Source organism: Serratia sp. CY44782 (genome assembly GCF_052168715.1).
In the GTDB taxonomy this organism is placed as follows: Bacteria; Pseudomonadota; Gammaproteobacteria; order Enterobacterales; family Enterobacteriaceae; genus Serratia; species Serratia nevei.
Genome location: NZ_JBJNME010000014.1, coordinates 18,107 through 32,676, shown reverse-complemented (window position 1 = coordinate 32,676; position 14,570 = coordinate 18,107). Strand labels below are relative to the sequence as shown.

The following is a 14,570-nucleotide window of genomic DNA, read 5'->3' as shown; positions in this document are numbered from 1 at the left end:
CCCGCCGATGAATCCGCTGGTCTATTTCTCCAGCAGCTCGGAGAACACCCATCGGTTCGTTGAGAAACTGGGCCTGCCGGCGATCCGCATTCCGATCGCCGGAGCCCGCAGCAAATTGCTGATGGAACAACCCTATATCTTGATCGTGCCCAGCTATGGCGGCGGCAGCGCCGTCGGCGCGGTGCCGATCCAGGTCATCCGCTTTCTCAACGTTCCGCAAAACCGTTCATACCTGCGCGGCGTCATCGCCGCCGGGAACACCAACTTCGGCGCAGCGTACGGCATCGCCGGCGACATCATCGCCAAAAAATGCCAGGTGCCTTTTTTGTACCGCTTCGAGCTGCTCGGCACCGCGCAAGACGTTGAAAACGTTCGACAGGGAGTAACCGCATTTTGGCAACGACAGAACTGACCAGGCCCGAGACGGGCGCGCTGGATTACCATTCGCTCAACGCGATGCTCAATCTTTACGATGCGGAAGGCCGGATCCAGTTCGATAAAGATCGGCTGGCGGCGCGGCACTACTTCCTGCAGCACGTCAACCAAAACACCGTGTTCTTCCATAACCTGGAGGAAAAGCTGCGCTATCTGGTGGAGGAAGGCTACTACGAGCCGCAGGTGCTGGCGCAGTACGAATTCCCATTTATCAAGCAGCTGTTCCAGCAGGCCTACGCCAAAAAATTCCGCTTCGAGACCTTCCTCGGCGCCTTTAAGTATTACACCAGCTATACGCTCAAAACCTTCGATGGCAAACGCTATCTGGAGCGCTACGAAGATCGGGTATGCATGGTGGCGCTGACGCTGGCGGCGGGCGACACCGGGCTGGCGCAGGATCTGGTGGAGGAGATGATTTCCGGCCGCTTCCAGCCGGCCACCCCAACCTTCCTCAACTGCGGCAAACGCCAGCGCGGCGAGCTGGTCTCCTGCTTCCTGCTGCGTATCGAAGACAATATGGAATCGATCGGGCGGGCGGTGAACTCCGCGCTGCAGCTGTCGAAACGCGGCGGCGGCGTGGCCTTCCTGCTGAGCAATATTCGCGAGGTGGGCGCGCCAATCAAGCGCATCGAGAACCAGTCCTCCGGCGTCATTCCGATCATGAAAATGCTCGAAGACGCCTTCTCCTACGCCAACCAGCTCGGCGCGCGCCAGGGGGCCGGCGCGGTGTATCTCAACGCCCACCACCCGGACATTCTGCGTTTCCTCGACACCAAACGGGAAAACGCCGACGAGAAGATCCGCATCAAAACGCTGTCGCTGGGGGTGGTGATCCCGGATATCACCTTCGAGCTGGCGAAGAACAACGAAGAGATGTACCTGTTCTCACCCTACGACGTCGAACGGGTGTACGGCGTGCCGTTTTCGGAGATTGCCGTCAGCGAGAAATATCGCGAGATGGTGGACGACAAGCGCATCCGCAAGTCGCGCATCAACGCGCGCGAGTTCTTCCAGGTGCTGGCGGAGATCCAGTTCGAATCCGGCTACCCGTACGTGATGTTCGAGGACACCGTCAACCGGGAGAACCCGATCGCCGGGCGCATCAACATGAGCAACCTGTGTTCGGAGATCCTGCAGGTCAACCGCGCCAGCACGTATCACGAGGATCTGAGCTACGATCGCATCGGCAAGGACATCTCCTGCAACCTCGGCTCGCTGAACATCGCCAAAACCATGGACGCGCCGGACTTCGGCAAGGCGATCGAGACCGCGATCCGCGCGCTGACTGCGGTGGCCGACATGAGCGATATCCGCTCGGTGCCGTCGATCGCCGAGGGCAACCGCAGCGCCCGCGCCATCGGCCTGGGCCAGATGAACCTGCACGGTTACCTGGCGCGCGAGCGCATTTTCTACGGCTCGGAAGAAGGCATCGACTTCACCAACCTCTATTTCTATACCGTGGCCTATCACGCCATTCGCGCCTCGAACCGGCTGGCGATCGAGCGCGGCGGCGCCTTCGACGGTTTTGAACACTCCCGCTATGCCAGCGGCGAGTACTTCGACAAGTACACCGAACGCGACTGGCTGCCGCAGACCGAGCGGGTGCGCGAACTGTTCGCCGCCGCCGGCATCGCCATTCCAGGCCGCGACGAGTGGCGCGCGCTGCGCCAGTCGGTGATGCTGCACGGGCTGTACAATCAGAACCTGCAGGCGGTGCCGCCGACCGGTTCCATCTCGTACATCAACAACGCCACCTCCAGCATCCACCCGATCGTCTCGCGCATCGAGATCCGCAAGGAAGGCAAGATCGGCCGCGTTTACTACCCGGCGCCCTACATGACCAACGACAACCTGGCGTATTACCAGGATGCCTACGAGATTGGCCCGGAAAAGATCATCGATACCTACGCCGCCGCCACGCAGCACGTCGATCAGGGGCTGTCGCTGACGCTGTTCTTCCGCGATACGGCCACCACCCGCGATATCAACCGCGCGCAGATCTACGCCTGGCGCAAAGGCATCAAGACCATTTACTACATCCGCCTGCGCCAGATGGCGCTGGAAGGCACCGAGGTGCAGGGCTGCGTGTCCTGCTCGCTGTGAGGCAACTTATGACGACCCTAACATCGGCGCCGCTGGCGCGCGCCATCAACTGGAACATCATCGAAGACGACAAGGATCTGGAGGTATGGAACCGCCTGACCTCCAACTTCTGGCTGCCGGAGAAGGTGCCGCTGTCCAACGATATCCCCTCCTGGGCCACGCTGACGCCGAAAGAGCAGCAGCTGACCATTCGGGTGTTTACCGGGCTGACGCTGCTGGACACCATCCAGAACACCGTCGGCGCGCCGGCCCTGATCGCCGATGCGCTGACGCCGCACGAAGAGGCGGTGTACTCCAACATCAGCTTTATGGAGGCGGTGCACGCCCGCTCGTACAGCTCAATCTTCTCCACCCTGTGCCAAACGCCGGACGTGGACGACGCCTACCGCTGGAGCGAGGAAAACCGCGCGCTGCAGAAAAAGGCCGGCATCATTCTGGCCCACTACCGCAGCGACGATCCGCTGTTGAAGAAGGTTGCCAGCGTATTCCTCGAGTCGTTCCTGTTCTATTCGGGCTTTTACCTGCCGATGTACTGGTCGAGCCGCGCCAAGCTGACCAACACCGCCGATCTGATCCGCCTGATCATCCGCGACGAGGCGGTGCACGGCTACTACATCGGCTATAAGTTCCAGAAAGGGCTGGAGAAAGTGGACGCCGCGCGGCGCCGGCAGGTGAAAAACTTCGCCTTCGACCTGATGCAGGATTTGTACGACAACGAGGTGCGTTACACCGAGGAACTGTACGACGGCGTCGGCTGGACGGAAGACGTGAAAACCTTCCTGCACTACAACGCCAACAAGGCGCTGATGAATCTGGGATATGAAGCGCTGTTCCCACCGGCGATGGCGGAGGTCAACCCGGCTATCCTATCGGCATTGTCGCCGAACGCCGATGAAAACCACGACTTCTTCTCCGGCTCCGGTTCGTCTTACGTCATCGGCAAGGCGGTCAACACCGAGGATGAGGACTGGGATTTCTGAGGGCTGGCTGGCCGTATCAGGAAAAGGCTTTCGCGGGAGTGCGACGTGTCGTGCTCCCGCGACTATGTGTTTTGCTTGAAGGCCACACGCAGCTCAAGCCGCCGCCAAATAGCGCGTTTCTCCGCGTCGCTGGCGGTCGGCCAGGCGGCGATCTCCGCCCGCGTGCGCCGACATCCTCGGCACCGCTGGGTTTCGTCGTCGATGCGGCACAGGCTGACGCAGGGCGATCTCACGCCGTGCTGGAATTGCTGATTGTCGCCCGCCATAAACCGCCCTTGATGTGATGTGTGCCGCCACAGGATACCCGATCCGGCGACGGCGCGTCGTCAATCAGATGATGCCGCCGTTGGCACGCAGGGTTTGGCCGTTGATCCAGCCGCCGTCGTTCCCGGCGAGGAAGGCCACCGCCGCGGCGATATCTTCCGGCGTGCCCAGGCGCTCCAGCGGCGCCATCTTCGCCAGCCGCTCGATCAGCTCCGGGGTTTTACCGTCGAGGAACAGCCCGGTCGCAGTCGGCCCCGGCGCAACGGCGTTCACCGTGATATTGCGGCCGCGCAGCTCTTTTGCCAGCACGCTGGTCAGCGCCTCGATCGCCGCCTTGCTGGCGGCATACATGCCGTACCCCGGCTGCAGCAGCCCCACCACGCTGGAGGAGAAGTTGATGATGCGACCATTGTCGCGCAGGCGCTTCGCCGCCTCGCGCATCGTGTTGAAGCTGCCTTTCAGGTTGATATCGATCAGGCGATCCGCGTCTTCATCGCGCATGTCCGCCACCGGTGCCAACGCCATCACCCCGGCGTTGTTGACCAGCACGTCGACGCCGCCAAACGCCTGTTCGGCGCTGTCGAACAATCGGGAAACCGCAGCCGCATCGCTGACGTCGGCTTTGGCGCCGAGCGCGCGGCCGCCCGCTTGTTCTATCTTGCGCACCAGTTCATCAGCCGGCGCCGGGTTGCCTGAATAGTTGACGATGACGGTAAAACCGTCGGCGGCCAGACGCTCGGCGATAGCGGCGCCGATGCCGCGAGATGCGCCGGTGACGATGGCGACGCGTTGAGTGGCGTGCTGCATAAGTCTCTCCTCCTGGGTCAGTGAGTTGTCATCATGCACCTTTCGGCACGGCGAATAATCCCCTATTCTTCGTTATCACTATCCGAAATAAACGAACAATTATGGACAGAATCGACGCCATGCGCCTGTTCACCCGCGTGGTAGAACAACGCAGCTTTACCCAGGCGGCGCAGGATCTGAACCTGCCGCGCTCCACCGTGACCGACGCCATCAAACAGCTCGAAGCCCGGCTGCAGGTCAGGCTACTGCAGCGCACCACCCGCCACGTCAGCCCGACGCTGGACGGCGAAGCCTACTATCAGCGCTGCCTGAGCATTCTGGCGGACATCGAAGAGGCGGAGATGGCGTTCGCCGGCGCCAAACCGCGCGGGCTGCTGCGCATCGAGGTGCACGGCACGCTGGCGCGCCATTTTCTGTTGCCCGACTTGCCCGATTTTTTAGCGCAATACCCGGATATCGAGCTCTATATGAGCGAAGGCGATCGGCTGGTGGACGCGCTGCGGGAAGGCATCGACTGCGTGGTGCGCGTCGGCAAACTGCGGGACAGCGACATGGTGGCGCGCCGCCTGGGCGAGCTGGAAGAGGTGACCTGTGCCGCCCCGGCCTACCTGCAGCGCTTCGGCACGCCGCAAAGCCTGGACGATCTGCGCCATCACCACATGGTGGGCTTTCGCTCTTCGGCGACCGGTGCGCTGATGCCGCTGGCGTTCACGGTGGCGGGGCAAGCGCAGCCCATCACGCTGCCGGCGACGGTGTCGGTCAGCGCGGCGGAGAGCCTGGTCGCCGCCGCCCGCGCCGGGTTGGGCATCATTCAGGTGCCGCGCTATCACCTGCGCGGCGATCTGGCCGACGGCAGCCTGTTGCCGCTGCTGCCGGATTGGCCTTCTCCGCCGATGCCGGTCTCGCTGCTTTATCCGCGCAACCGCCAGCTCTCGCCGCGGGTGCGCGTGTTTCTCGATTGGTTCAGCCGGGTGTTCGCCGAGCGCAACCGGTAGCGACCGAGTGCGTTACAGCGCGCCGTAATTCAGCGGCACCCAGTTGTACCCTTCGCCCTGGCGGTTCAGGTAGCCCAATCCTGGGAACGACAGGTGCGCGCCGCCCACCAGCTCGCTCTGCCGCGCGCTGTCGCCGAACACCCGCAGCCGTTGAGCGACCGCCGCCTTGGCGTCGCTGTCAAAGCTGATAGCCACCTTCGGATGCGGCATCTGCACCGCCGCTACGTGGATCAGATCCCCCAGCAACAGCAGCTTTTTGCCCTGGCTCGTCACCTGATAGACGCTGTGGCCCGGCGTATGCCCGTGGGCGGCAAAGGCGGCGATGCCCGGCGAAAGCTCGCCGTCGCCGTTGAATGGCTTAAAGTGCCCGGCTGCCTGATAAGGCTTGATCGCCGCCTGGGCTCTTTCGAAGTTGCTTTTATTTTCCGCGTTGGCCCGTTTCAGCTGGTCGGCGCTCAGCCAGAAGTCCGCGTCCTGGCTGGCGGCGCGCACCACCGCATTGGGGAATACCGCCTTGCCGTCGTGCGTCAGGCCGCCGAGGTGATCCGGGTGCATGTGGGTCAGGTAGATCTCATCCACCTGCTCCGGTTGGTAGCCCGCCGCGCGCAGGTTATCCACCAGCTTGCCCAGGCCGTCGCCCAGCAGCTGGCCGGCGCCGCTGTCGATCATCACCAGCTTGTCGCCGGTATTGATCAGATAGGCATTGACCGAGGTGACCACCGGCAGGCTTTGATGCCGCTCGGCCAACCCGGCGGCGATCTGCTGCGGCGTGGTGTTCAGCAACAGCTTGTCCGCCGGCAGGCGAATGACGCCGTCGGACAACGCGGTCACTTCAAAGCTGCCCAGCATGATGCGGTAAAATCCCGGCGTCGGGGTTTTGGCCTGCGGCGCGGCGGCCCCGGCCTGTAATGACATAACGGCCAGCGCCGCGCCCAGCAGACAACGTTTCCAGAACATGATGACTCCTTGCGATAATTGGACAGCGCTAAGTATTGACGCAAAAGGTCCGATGCGCCTGTTTAATAAATGCCTTTGATAAATATATAAATAATATATTTATTATGAATAATTTTGTTTGCCGAGCCACACAACCCCAATCCATATTTTCTCGCTCGCCACTTGGTTATTTTTCTTACTCCCTAAACCAAGAGTGAGGAAATATCATGAACTATCAATTCGAAAATCTGGTCTTTGAAGGCGGCGGCGTAAAAGGCATCGCCTATGGCGGCGCGCTGGAACTGCTGGAAGCCAAAGGCATCATGCCGCAGATCAAGCAAACCTCCGGCGCCTCGGCGGGCGCCATCGCCGCGCTGCTGGTCGGCCTGGGCTGCAGCTCGGCGGACGTCACTAAAATTCTGTCGGCGATGGATTTTAAAAAATTCCTCGATTATAACGGCGGCTTTTTCGGTACGATCCAGGATGCCTATCGTCTGTTCAATCAATACGGCATCGCGCCCGGCGATTATTTCTATCAATGGTCGCGCGATATTATCAAGCAATATACCGGCAACCCGGATATTACCTTCGAGCAGTTCGAAGCGATGAAAGCGGCGAAAGGATTCAAGTCGATTTACTTTATCGGCGCCAACCTCAACAGCGGCCAACGCGAGGTCTATTCGCATCGCACCACGCCGCGCATGAAAGTGGCGGACGGCCTGCGCATTTCGATGTCGTTCCCGTTCGCCTTCGTGGCGAAGAACAATACCCTGGGCGATCTGTGCATCGACGGCGGCATGATCGACAACTACCCGGTGCGGCTGTTCGACTATGACTTTTCCGCCACGCCGCCTTATATCGACAGTTCCAGCCAGCGCATCAACACCCGCACCCTGGGCCTTCGCCTGGACTCCGCCGGCGAAATCGCCCAGGCCGCCGGGCAGGCCGGCCCGCGCACGCCGGTCAACAACCTGTTTGATTTCACCCTGGCGGTGGCCAACGTGATGCTGGACATCCAAACCAAGGTGCACCTGGACAGCGACGACTGGAAGCGCACCGTGTATGTCGACACGCTCGACGTCGGCACGCTGGAGTTCGGCATCAGCGAGGAAAAGAAACGCGCGCTGATCGAATCCGGCCGCCGCGGCGTAGAGCGCTACTTCACCTGGTACGACGCCGCCATGAAACAGGCAGCGTAACCGGCATTATCCCGGCCCGCGCGTACGGCCGGCGCGCGGGCAAAAAAAATCCCCGCGGGGGCGGGGAAAGGCAAAGTAACGCTAAGGATTTATAGGAGTTATACGAAGAACTTGGCCAACACCAGCAGCGACAGCGAGACGTTGATAGCGCCCCCGATACGCGTAGCGATCTGGGCGAACGGCATCAGCGACATGCGGTTGCCGGCGGTGAGGATCGCGACGTCGCCGGTACCGCCCTGCCCACTCTGGCAGCAGGAGACAATCGCCACGTCGATAGGGTGCATGCCGATTTTCTTGCCGACGAAGAAACCGGTCGCCACCAGCGCGCTGACGGTTGTGACGATCACGATCAGATTCTGTACGGTGAACGCGTCCACCAGCTCCTGCCACGGCGTGATGGCCACGCCGACCGCGAACAGGATCGGATAAGTCACGGCGGTGCGGAAGAATTTGTACACCACCTGCGAGCCTTCCTGAATGCGCGGCGACACCCCGTGCGCCAGCTTCACCGCCACGGCGGCGAACAGCATGCCCACCGGCGCCGGCAGACCGATCAGGCGGTGCAGCAGCATGCCCACCATATACAGCAGGATGGCCAGCAGCGCGCCGCAGGCGATGGTGCTGACGTCCACCTTGCCGCTGATTTTTTCCACCGCGTTCATGTCGCTGTCGCCCTGCTTGCTCGGCATCAGGCTGCCTTCGCCGGTCAGGTGCGGATAACGCTTGCCCAGTTGGTTAAGCAGGCCGGCGATGACGATGGCAGTCAGGCTGCCGAGCATCACGATCGGCAGAATGCGCCCCAACGCCACGCCCTGCTCCATGTGCAGGATCGCCGCGTAGCCCATCGACAGCGGGATCGCCCCTTCACCCACGCCGCCGGCCATGATCGGCAGGATCAGGAAGAAGAAGATCTGGAACGGCTCCAGGCCCAGCGCCATGCCGACGCCCATCCCCACCAGCATGCCGACGATCTCGCCGCACAGCATCGGAATGAAGATGCGCAGGAAGCCCTGGATCAGCACCTGGCGGTTCATGCTCATGATGCTGCCGACAATGATGCAGCAGATGTAGAGATAAAGAATGTTGGTCGATTTGTAGAACTTGGTGGTCGACTCCACCACCACGTCCGGCAGCAGACCGTAGTGCACCAGCGCGGAAGGAATGAAGGTGGCGCAGATCGCCGCCGCGCCCATTTTGCCGATCAGCGGCAGGCGCTTGCCGAATTCGCCGCAGGCGAAACCGAAGAACGCCAGGGTGGCCACCATCACCACGATATCGCTCGGCAATTTGCCTTCCAGGCAGTCGAGCAGAATCAATACACCGGCCAGAATAAAGAACGGTAACGGAATAATCCCTACTTTATAATTGTCCAGTATCCGCCACCATTTCTCACGCAGAGGAATATCGGCGGCCTTGTCTTTGGCTACGAGGTAAGAATCATCTGTTGTGCTCATAATCTGGCCTCTTATTAGTTTGTTCAGCCATCATAGAGAAGCGCACGGATTATCTGCTGTGATTATGTTCAAAGTTAAAAAGGGTTTTTAATGGTGGTTATGGTTTCTATGGGGTTAATTAAGATTATGTAAAAACCGGCGTGGTTTTAATGGTGTTAATACCGTTTTTATTTTAAAGCTTATCAACTTTATCGCAGACGAACAATTCTCGTCCGGTTCACTCTAATCCCGTGTGAGGGATCACAAGTTGATCGGGCTCAATATTACAGACCCCGCTTCTCGTGATAGGGTAAGGCTTCAGGATCTCTTTACGGTGAAGCACCGCCATGCGCCTCAAACTCTCATTTCAAATCAAGCTGTTTCTGTGCCTGGTGGCCTTCTCCTGCCTGCTGCTGACCTGTATCGGCGCCTATACCTATTACCAGCTGGATGCGCAGCTGCACCGCGATCTCGGCGCCCGCGCCCAGGTACAGGCGCGGGAAATCGCCCTCATTCCTTCGCTGGTGGACGCAGTGGAGAACAACGACGACGCCCGGATCGCCGCGCTGATGAAAAAAATCCGCGCCAGCAGCGACGCCAGTTATATCGTCATCGGCGATAATCATGCCCGCCACCTTTATCATTCCGAATATGAAGGCCGCCTGGGCACGCCGATGATCGGCGGCGATAATAAAGAGGTGCTGGAAGGAAAAAGCATTATTTCCATTCGCAAGGGCGGCATTGGCGTTTCATTGCGCAGCAAGGCGCCGATCGTGGATGAAAATAATCGCGTGATCGGCATCGTTTCGGTCGGCTATTTGAAATCGCATATCGATAATTTAAATGCCAGGACGTTGACGCAAATTATCGGCTCCATCGTCCTGCTGCTGATCGCCCTGTTCGTCTTTTCCTGGCTGCTGTCGAAAAACCTCAAGCGCCAGATGTTCTGGCTGGAGCCGAAAGAGATCGCGCTGCTGGTGCGCCAGCAAAAAGCGCTGCTGGAAGCCATCTATGAAGGGGTGATCGCCATCGATCCGCAGATGCGGATCATCACCATCAACCATGCGGCGCGCGAGCTGCTGGATCTGCACCAGCCCGCCGCCGGCTTGCTGGGGCGGCCGATCGGCGACGTGATCCAGGCGCAGCCGAACTTCTTCGCCGCCGCGCAGCTGGGCCAGGATACGCATGACGAGGTGTGCCGCTTCAACCACGTGCGGGTGATCGCCAGCCGGGTGCGCATCATGCAGGAACAGGAGCTGCAAGGCTGGGTGATCAGCTTCCGCGACAAGAACGATATCAATACCCTGAGCAGCCAGCTCAGCCAGGTGAAACGCTATGCCGACAACCTGCGCATCATGCGCCACGAGCAGCTGAACTGGACCGCGACGCTGGCCGGGCTGCTGCATATGCAGCGCTACGACGAGGCTATCCGCTACGTGGAGGCCCAGTCGGAGGGCGCGCAGGAGATCCTCGATTTCATCTCGCAGCGCTTCAGCTCGGCGGCGCTGTGCGGCCTGCTGCTGGGCAAATACTCCAGCGCCAGAGAAAAAGGCATTGAGCTGCGCTTCGATCCGGCCTGCCAGCTGCGGCAGATCCCGGCGGCGCTGAATGAGACCGAACTGATGTCGATCGTCGGCAATCTGCTGGATAATGCCGTGGAGGCGACGCTGCACTGCCCGGCCCCGCACGAAGCGATCGAGCTTTATATCAGCGACGGCAGCGACGAGCTGGTGATCGAGGTGGCGGATCGCGGCACCGGCATCGCCGAGGAGATTCGTGATACGCTGTTTGAACAGGGCGTCACCACCAAAGCGGATAAAAGCGACCACGGCATCGGCCTGCATCTGGTCGCCAGCCACGTGGCGCAGGCGCACGGCAGCATAGAAGTGTCGGACAACGAGCCGCACGGCGCGATATTCTCTATATTTATCCCTAAATAAAACCCATAACCCGATTTTTTGAGCACCCGATTATGTCACACCAAGCACTGGACGTTCTGATCGTGGAAGACGAGCCGCAACTGGCGACGCTGCACGCGGAGTTCATCGAGAAAAATTTCAACCTGCGGGTGGTGGCTTATGCCGCCACGCTGGCCGAAGCGCGGGCCAAAGCCAATGCGCATCAGCCGCGGCTGATCCTGCTGGATAACTTTCTGCCGGACGGCCAGGGCATCGAGCTGATGGAAGAACCGGCGGTGAAGAACCCCGCCTGCTCGGTGATCTTCATCACCGCCGCCAGCGACATGCATACCTGCAGCCAGGCGATCCGCAACGGCGCCTTCGACTACATCATCAAGCCGGTGTCTTACAAGCGGCTGCGCAATTCGCTCGAACGCTTCATGCAGTTCGTGCAGACCCAGCGCACCTTCAAGATCATCGATCAGGACAACGTCGATGCGCTGTACAACCTGCAGTCGAAGCAGTTCTCCAGCGAGCCGAGCGCCAAAGGCATCGAAACCAATACCCTCGAGCTGGTGCAGGCGCTGTTTATCGCCCAGCCGGCGGTGGCGCATGCGGTGGAAGACGTGGTGGAGCAGGTCGGCATCAGCAAAACCACCGCCCGCCGTTATCTGGAATATTGCGTCGCCACCCAGTTCGTGCGGGTGGAGATGCTGTACGGCAATATCGGCCATCCGCGGCGGCTGTATCGCAAGGCCTGAGGCTGCCATCTGGCTGTCATATTACGGCGATAACATAGCGACCGACGATATCCCCCTCGATATCGGCACCTGTCGTTAAAACTGATGAAATACTGATGATTTTTGCCCGGCCTCTGGTCGGGTTTTTTATTATCCGAACGGCAGACGCAGAAGCGAAATATCCCATTGCTTCATGCCGCGTTATTTCTCCCAAAAACCAACCCATTATGGCGAATAACGGCCGTCAATTTTGAGTCATGGGCCAAATTACCATAACTAATTAAAACCTTGATGTAAACCACTAATATTCCATTTAAACGACATTGAGGGTTGTCTCAGATATTCACTGTGTTAGGGTAAAAAGCTCTTTTATTTTGCTAAGGACAGCTCATATCGCTTTAATTAAACCAGAGGAAACAGCAAATTGCATGGCAATTAAACTCGAAGTAAAGAACCTGTATAAGATATTTGGCGAACACCCGGAACGCGCATTCAAACTGCTGGATAAAGGTCTGACAAAAGATCAGTTGTTTGAAAAAACCGGCTTATCGCTCGGCGTAAAAGACGCCACTCTGGCCATTGAAGAAGGCGAGATATTTGTCATCATGGGGCTCTCCGGTTCCGGCAAGTCCACCCTGGTACGCCTTCTCAATCGTCTGATAGAACCCACCCGCGGTCAGGTGCTGATCGACGGTGAGGACATCGCCAAAATATCCGATACCGCGCTGCGCACCGTGCGGCGAAATAAGATCAGCATGGTATTTCAGTCATTCGCGCTAATGCCGCATATGAATGTCTTGAATAATACCGCCTTTGGTATGGAATTAGCCGGCATACCGCTGCAGGAACGCCAGGAAAAAGCGCTGGATGCCCTGCGTCAGGTCGGGCTGGAGAATTATGCATTGTCTTATCCGGATGAATTATCCGGCGGCATGCGTCAGCGCGTGGGATTAGCCCGCGCCATGGCCAATAATCCGGACATATTATTGATGGACGAAGCCTTCTCGGCGCTCGATCCGTTAATTCGCACCGAAATGCAGGATGAGCTGGTGAAATTACAGGCCCAGCATCAGCGCACCATCGTGTTTATTTCCCACGATTTGGACGAGGCGATGCGTATTGGCGATCGCATCGCCATCATGCAGGGCGGTGAGGTGATCCAGGTCGGCACGCCGGACGAGATCCTGAATAACCCGGCCAATGACTATGTTCGCACCTTCTTCCGCGGCGTGGACATCAGCCATGTGTTCAGCGCCAAGGATATCGCCCAACGGCGCCCGGTGACGCTGATCCGCAAAACTCCCGGTTTTGGCCCCCGTTCGGCGCTGCAGCTGCTGCGCGATGAGGACCGGGACTATGGTTATGTTGTTGAACGCGGGAAGAAATTTATCGGCGTAGTGTCGATAGAGTCGCTGAAAAAGGCGCTGTCCGCCAATCAAACGCTGGACGATGCCCTGCTCGAGGCCCCCGCCGCCGTGCCGGCCGACACGCCGCTCAGCGATCTGATTTCCCTCGTCGCCCAGGCCCCGTGCGCGGTGCCGGTGGTGTGCGAAGAACATAACTATCTCGGCATCATCTCCAAGGCCATGCTGCTGCAGGCGTTGGACAAGGAGGGCTCAGCCAATGAGTGATACCACGCAGACCCAAGATCCCTGGGCTACCGCACCGGCCGATACCGGCGCCGCACCCGCTCACGATGCCGCCGCCAACGCCGGCGACGCCTGGTCCAGCGCGCCGCCGCCGGCCGCCCATGACGCCGCCGGACAAGGCGCCGATTGGCTCAGCGGCGCCCCGGCGCAGCCGGAACACTTCAGCCTGCTCGATCCGTTCCACAAAGCCTGGGTGCCGTTCGACACCTGGGTCACGCAAGGCATCGACTGGCTGGTGCTGCACTTCCGCCCGCTGTTCCAGGGCATCCGCGTGCCGGTCGACATGATCCTGAGCGGCTTCCAGCAGCTTCTGCTGGGCATGCCGGCGCCGATCGCCATTCTGGTGTTTTCGCTGCTCGCCTGGCAGGTATCGGGCCTCGGCATGGGCGCCGCCACGCTGCTCTCCCTGGTCGCCATCGGCGCCATCGGTGCCTGGTCGCAGGCGATGGTCACGCTGGCGCTGGTGCTGACCGCGCTGTTCTTCTGCATTCTTATCGGCCTGCCACTCGGCATCTGGCTGGCGCGCAGCAAGCATGCCGCCAAGGTGATTAGACCGCTGCTCGACGCCATGCAGACCACCCCGGCCTTCGTCTACCTGGTGCCGATCGTCATGCTGTTCGGTATCGGCAACGTGCCGGGCGTGGTAGTGACCATCATCTTCGCGCTGCCACCGATCGTGCGCCTGACCATTCTGGGCATCAAGCAGGTGCCGGAGGATCTGATCGAGGCCGCCGAATCCTTCGGCGCCAGCCCGCGTCAGCTGCTGTTCAAGGTGCAGCTGCCGCTGGCGATGCCGACCATTATGGCCGGCGTTAACCAGACGCTGATGTTGGCGCTGTCGATGGTCGTCATTGCCTCGATGATCGCCGTCGGCGGTCTGGGCCAGATGGTGCTGCGCGGCATCGGCCGGCTGGACATGGGCCTGGCCGCCGTCGGCGGCGTCGGCATCGTGATCCTGGCGATCATTCTCGATCGCCTCACCCAATCGCTGGGGCGCGATCGCCGCAGCAAAGGCATCGGCCGCTGGTACCGCCGCGGCCCCATCGGGCTGCTGACTCGCCCGTTCATCAAACAAGCCTGACGCTTTTCCCGCCGGCGGCTGCGGCCCCGGCGGGCTATGACACCACCACA

The 14,570-nt window shown here is 60.2% G+C and carries 13 protein-coding genes; 9 read left to right on the top strand and 4 right to left on the bottom strand.

Annotated elements, in window-relative coordinates:
* Positions 1-7: 7 nt before the first annotated feature.
* The 3 genes from nrdI to nrdF are packed head-to-tail and all read left to right on the top strand — an operon-like array spanning position 8 to position 3,518.
* A complete protein-coding gene (gene nrdI / locus ACJ8HT_RS22880; RefSeq protein WP_015378865.1) occupies positions 8-412 on the top strand; it encodes a class Ib ribonucleoside-diphosphate reductase assembly flavoprotein NrdI in 405 nt (134 codons plus the stop codon).
* Positions 394-2,538 (top strand): class 1b ribonucleoside-diphosphate reductase subunit alpha, encoded by a 2,145-nt coding sequence (nrdE, locus tag ACJ8HT_RS22875; protein ID WP_141960023.1) that lies wholly within the window; start codon positions 394-396, stop codon positions 2,536-2,538. Before nrdI ends, nrdE begins: the two co-directional genes overlap by 19 nt.
* 8 nt (positions 2,539-2,546) lie before the next feature.
* Positions 2,547-3,518 carry a class 1b ribonucleoside-diphosphate reductase subunit beta gene (gene nrdF, locus ACJ8HT_RS22870; protein WP_197653514.1) on the top strand — a complete coding sequence of 324 codons (972 nt, stop codon included), beginning with the start codon at positions 2,547-2,549 and terminating at the stop codon, positions 3,516-3,518.
* 62 nt (positions 3,519-3,580) lie between these two features.
* On the opposite strand, the gene ACJ8HT_RS22865 is transcribed toward nrdF, so the two are convergent.
* Positions 3,581-3,784 (bottom strand): DUF1289 domain-containing protein, encoded by a 204-nt coding sequence (locus ACJ8HT_RS22865; RefSeq protein WP_197653516.1) that lies wholly within the window; start codon positions 3,782-3,784, stop codon positions 3,581-3,583.
* Between the two features lie 64 nt (positions 3,785-3,848).
* Positions 3,849-4,589 carry an SDR family oxidoreductase gene (locus ACJ8HT_RS22860; protein WP_197653518.1) on the bottom strand — a complete coding sequence of 247 codons (741 nt, stop codon included), beginning with the start codon at positions 4,587-4,589 and terminating at the stop codon, positions 3,849-3,851.
* 101 nt (positions 4,590-4,690) lie between these two features.
* Here ACJ8HT_RS22860 and ACJ8HT_RS22855 point away from each other — a divergent pair, with 101 nt between their 5' ends.
* Positions 4,691-5,584 (top strand): LysR family transcriptional regulator, encoded by an 894-nt coding sequence (locus ACJ8HT_RS22855; RefSeq protein WP_194571788.1) that lies wholly within the window; start codon positions 4,691-4,693, stop codon positions 5,582-5,584.
* A 12-nt stretch (positions 5,585-5,596) separates the two neighbouring features.
* Here the strand turns inward: ACJ8HT_RS22855 and ACJ8HT_RS22850 are convergent, their stop codons facing one another.
* Complete coding sequence (locus tag ACJ8HT_RS22850) at positions 5,597-6,541, bottom strand: MBL fold metallo-hydrolase (RefSeq protein ID WP_100397075.1); 945 nt, start codon at positions 6,539-6,541, stop codon at positions 5,597-5,599.
* A gap of 206 nt (positions 6,542-6,747) precedes the next feature.
* Between ACJ8HT_RS22850 and ACJ8HT_RS22845 the strand changes: the two genes are divergently transcribed.
* A complete protein-coding gene (locus tag ACJ8HT_RS22845) occupies positions 6,748-7,719 on the top strand; it encodes a patatin-like phospholipase family protein (protein ID WP_197653519.1) in 972 nt (323 codons plus the stop codon).
* A 98-nt stretch (positions 7,720-7,817) separates the two neighbouring features.
* Here ACJ8HT_RS22845 and ACJ8HT_RS22840 read toward each other — a convergent pair whose 3' ends face one another.
* Positions 7,818-9,173 carry a 2-hydroxycarboxylate transporter family protein gene (locus ACJ8HT_RS22840; RefSeq protein WP_033635692.1) on the bottom strand — a complete coding sequence of 452 codons (1,356 nt, stop codon included), beginning with the start codon at positions 9,171-9,173 and terminating at the stop codon, positions 7,818-7,820.
* 326 nt (positions 9,174-9,499) lie between these two features.
* Between ACJ8HT_RS22840 and ACJ8HT_RS22835 the strand changes: the two genes are divergently transcribed.
* The 4 genes from ACJ8HT_RS22835 to proW all read left to right on the top strand — a co-directional run bounded on the left by ACJ8HT_RS22835 (position 9,500) and on the right by proW (position 14,520).
* Positions 9,500-11,092, top strand: a complete 1,593-nt coding sequence (locus tag ACJ8HT_RS22835; RefSeq protein ID WP_197653521.1) for an ATP-binding protein — start codon at positions 9,500-9,502, stop codon at positions 11,090-11,092.
* 32 nt (positions 11,093-11,124) lie between these two features.
* On the top strand, positions 11,125-11,811 hold the full coding sequence (locus tag ACJ8HT_RS22830) for a response regulator (protein ID WP_033635694.1): 687 nt from the start codon (positions 11,125-11,127) through the stop codon (positions 11,809-11,811).
* 407 nt (positions 11,812-12,218) lie between these two features.
* Positions 12,219-13,421, top strand: coding sequence for a glycine betaine/L-proline ABC transporter ATP-binding protein ProV (gene proV, locus ACJ8HT_RS22825; protein ID WP_194571791.1), 1,203 nt, complete (start codon positions 12,219-12,221; stop codon positions 13,419-13,421).
* Entirely contained in the window at positions 13,414-14,520 is a 1,107-nt protein-coding gene (gene proW, locus ACJ8HT_RS22820; protein WP_195873734.1) for a glycine betaine/L-proline ABC transporter permease ProW, read from the top strand. Before proV ends, proW begins: the two co-directional genes overlap by 8 nt.
* Positions 14,521-14,570: the final 50 nt, after the last annotated feature.

What these genes read in the sequence shown, in the direction of transcription:
- proV (WP_194571791.1), top strand. Translation starts at nt 12,219, where the DNA reads ATGGCAATTAAACTCGAAGTAAAGAACCTGTATAAGATATTTGGCGAA.
- ACJ8HT_RS22835 (WP_197653521.1), top strand. Translation starts at nt 9,500, where the DNA reads ATGCGCCTCAAACTCTCATTTCAAATCAAGCTGTTTCTGTGCCTGGTG.
- proW (WP_195873734.1), top strand. Translation starts at nt 13,414, where the DNA reads ATGAGTGATACCACGCAGACCCAAGATCCCTGGGCTACCGCACCGGCC.
- ACJ8HT_RS22830 (WP_033635694.1), top strand. Translation starts at nt 11,125, where the DNA reads ATGTCACACCAAGCACTGGACGTTCTGATCGTGGAAGACGAGCCGCAA.
- ACJ8HT_RS22840 (WP_033635692.1), bottom strand. Translation starts at nt 9,173, where the DNA reads ATGAGCACAACAGATGATTCTTACCTCGTAGCCAAAGACAAGGCCGCC.
- nrdF (WP_197653514.1), top strand. Translation starts at nt 2,547, where the DNA reads ATGACGACCCTAACATCGGCGCCGCTGGCGCGCGCCATCAACTGGAAC.
- ACJ8HT_RS22865 (WP_197653516.1), bottom strand. Translation starts at nt 3,784, where the DNA reads ATGGCGGGCGACAATCAGCAATTCCAGCACGGCGTGAGATCGCCCTGC.
- ACJ8HT_RS22850 (WP_100397075.1), bottom strand. Translation starts at nt 6,541, where the DNA reads ATGTTCTGGAAACGTTGTCTGCTGGGCGCGGCGCTGGCCGTTATGTCA.
- ACJ8HT_RS22855 (WP_194571788.1), top strand. Translation starts at nt 4,691, where the DNA reads ATGGACAGAATCGACGCCATGCGCCTGTTCACCCGCGTGGTAGAACAA.
- ACJ8HT_RS22845 (WP_197653519.1), top strand. Translation starts at nt 6,748, where the DNA reads ATGAACTATCAATTCGAAAATCTGGTCTTTGAAGGCGGCGGCGTAAAA.
- ACJ8HT_RS22860 (WP_197653518.1), bottom strand. Translation starts at nt 4,589, where the DNA reads ATGCAGCACGCCACTCAACGCGTCGCCATCGTCACCGGCGCATCTCGC.
- nrdI (WP_015378865.1), top strand. Translation starts at nt 8, where the DNA reads ATGAATCCGCTGGTCTATTTCTCCAGCAGCTCGGAGAACACCCATCGG.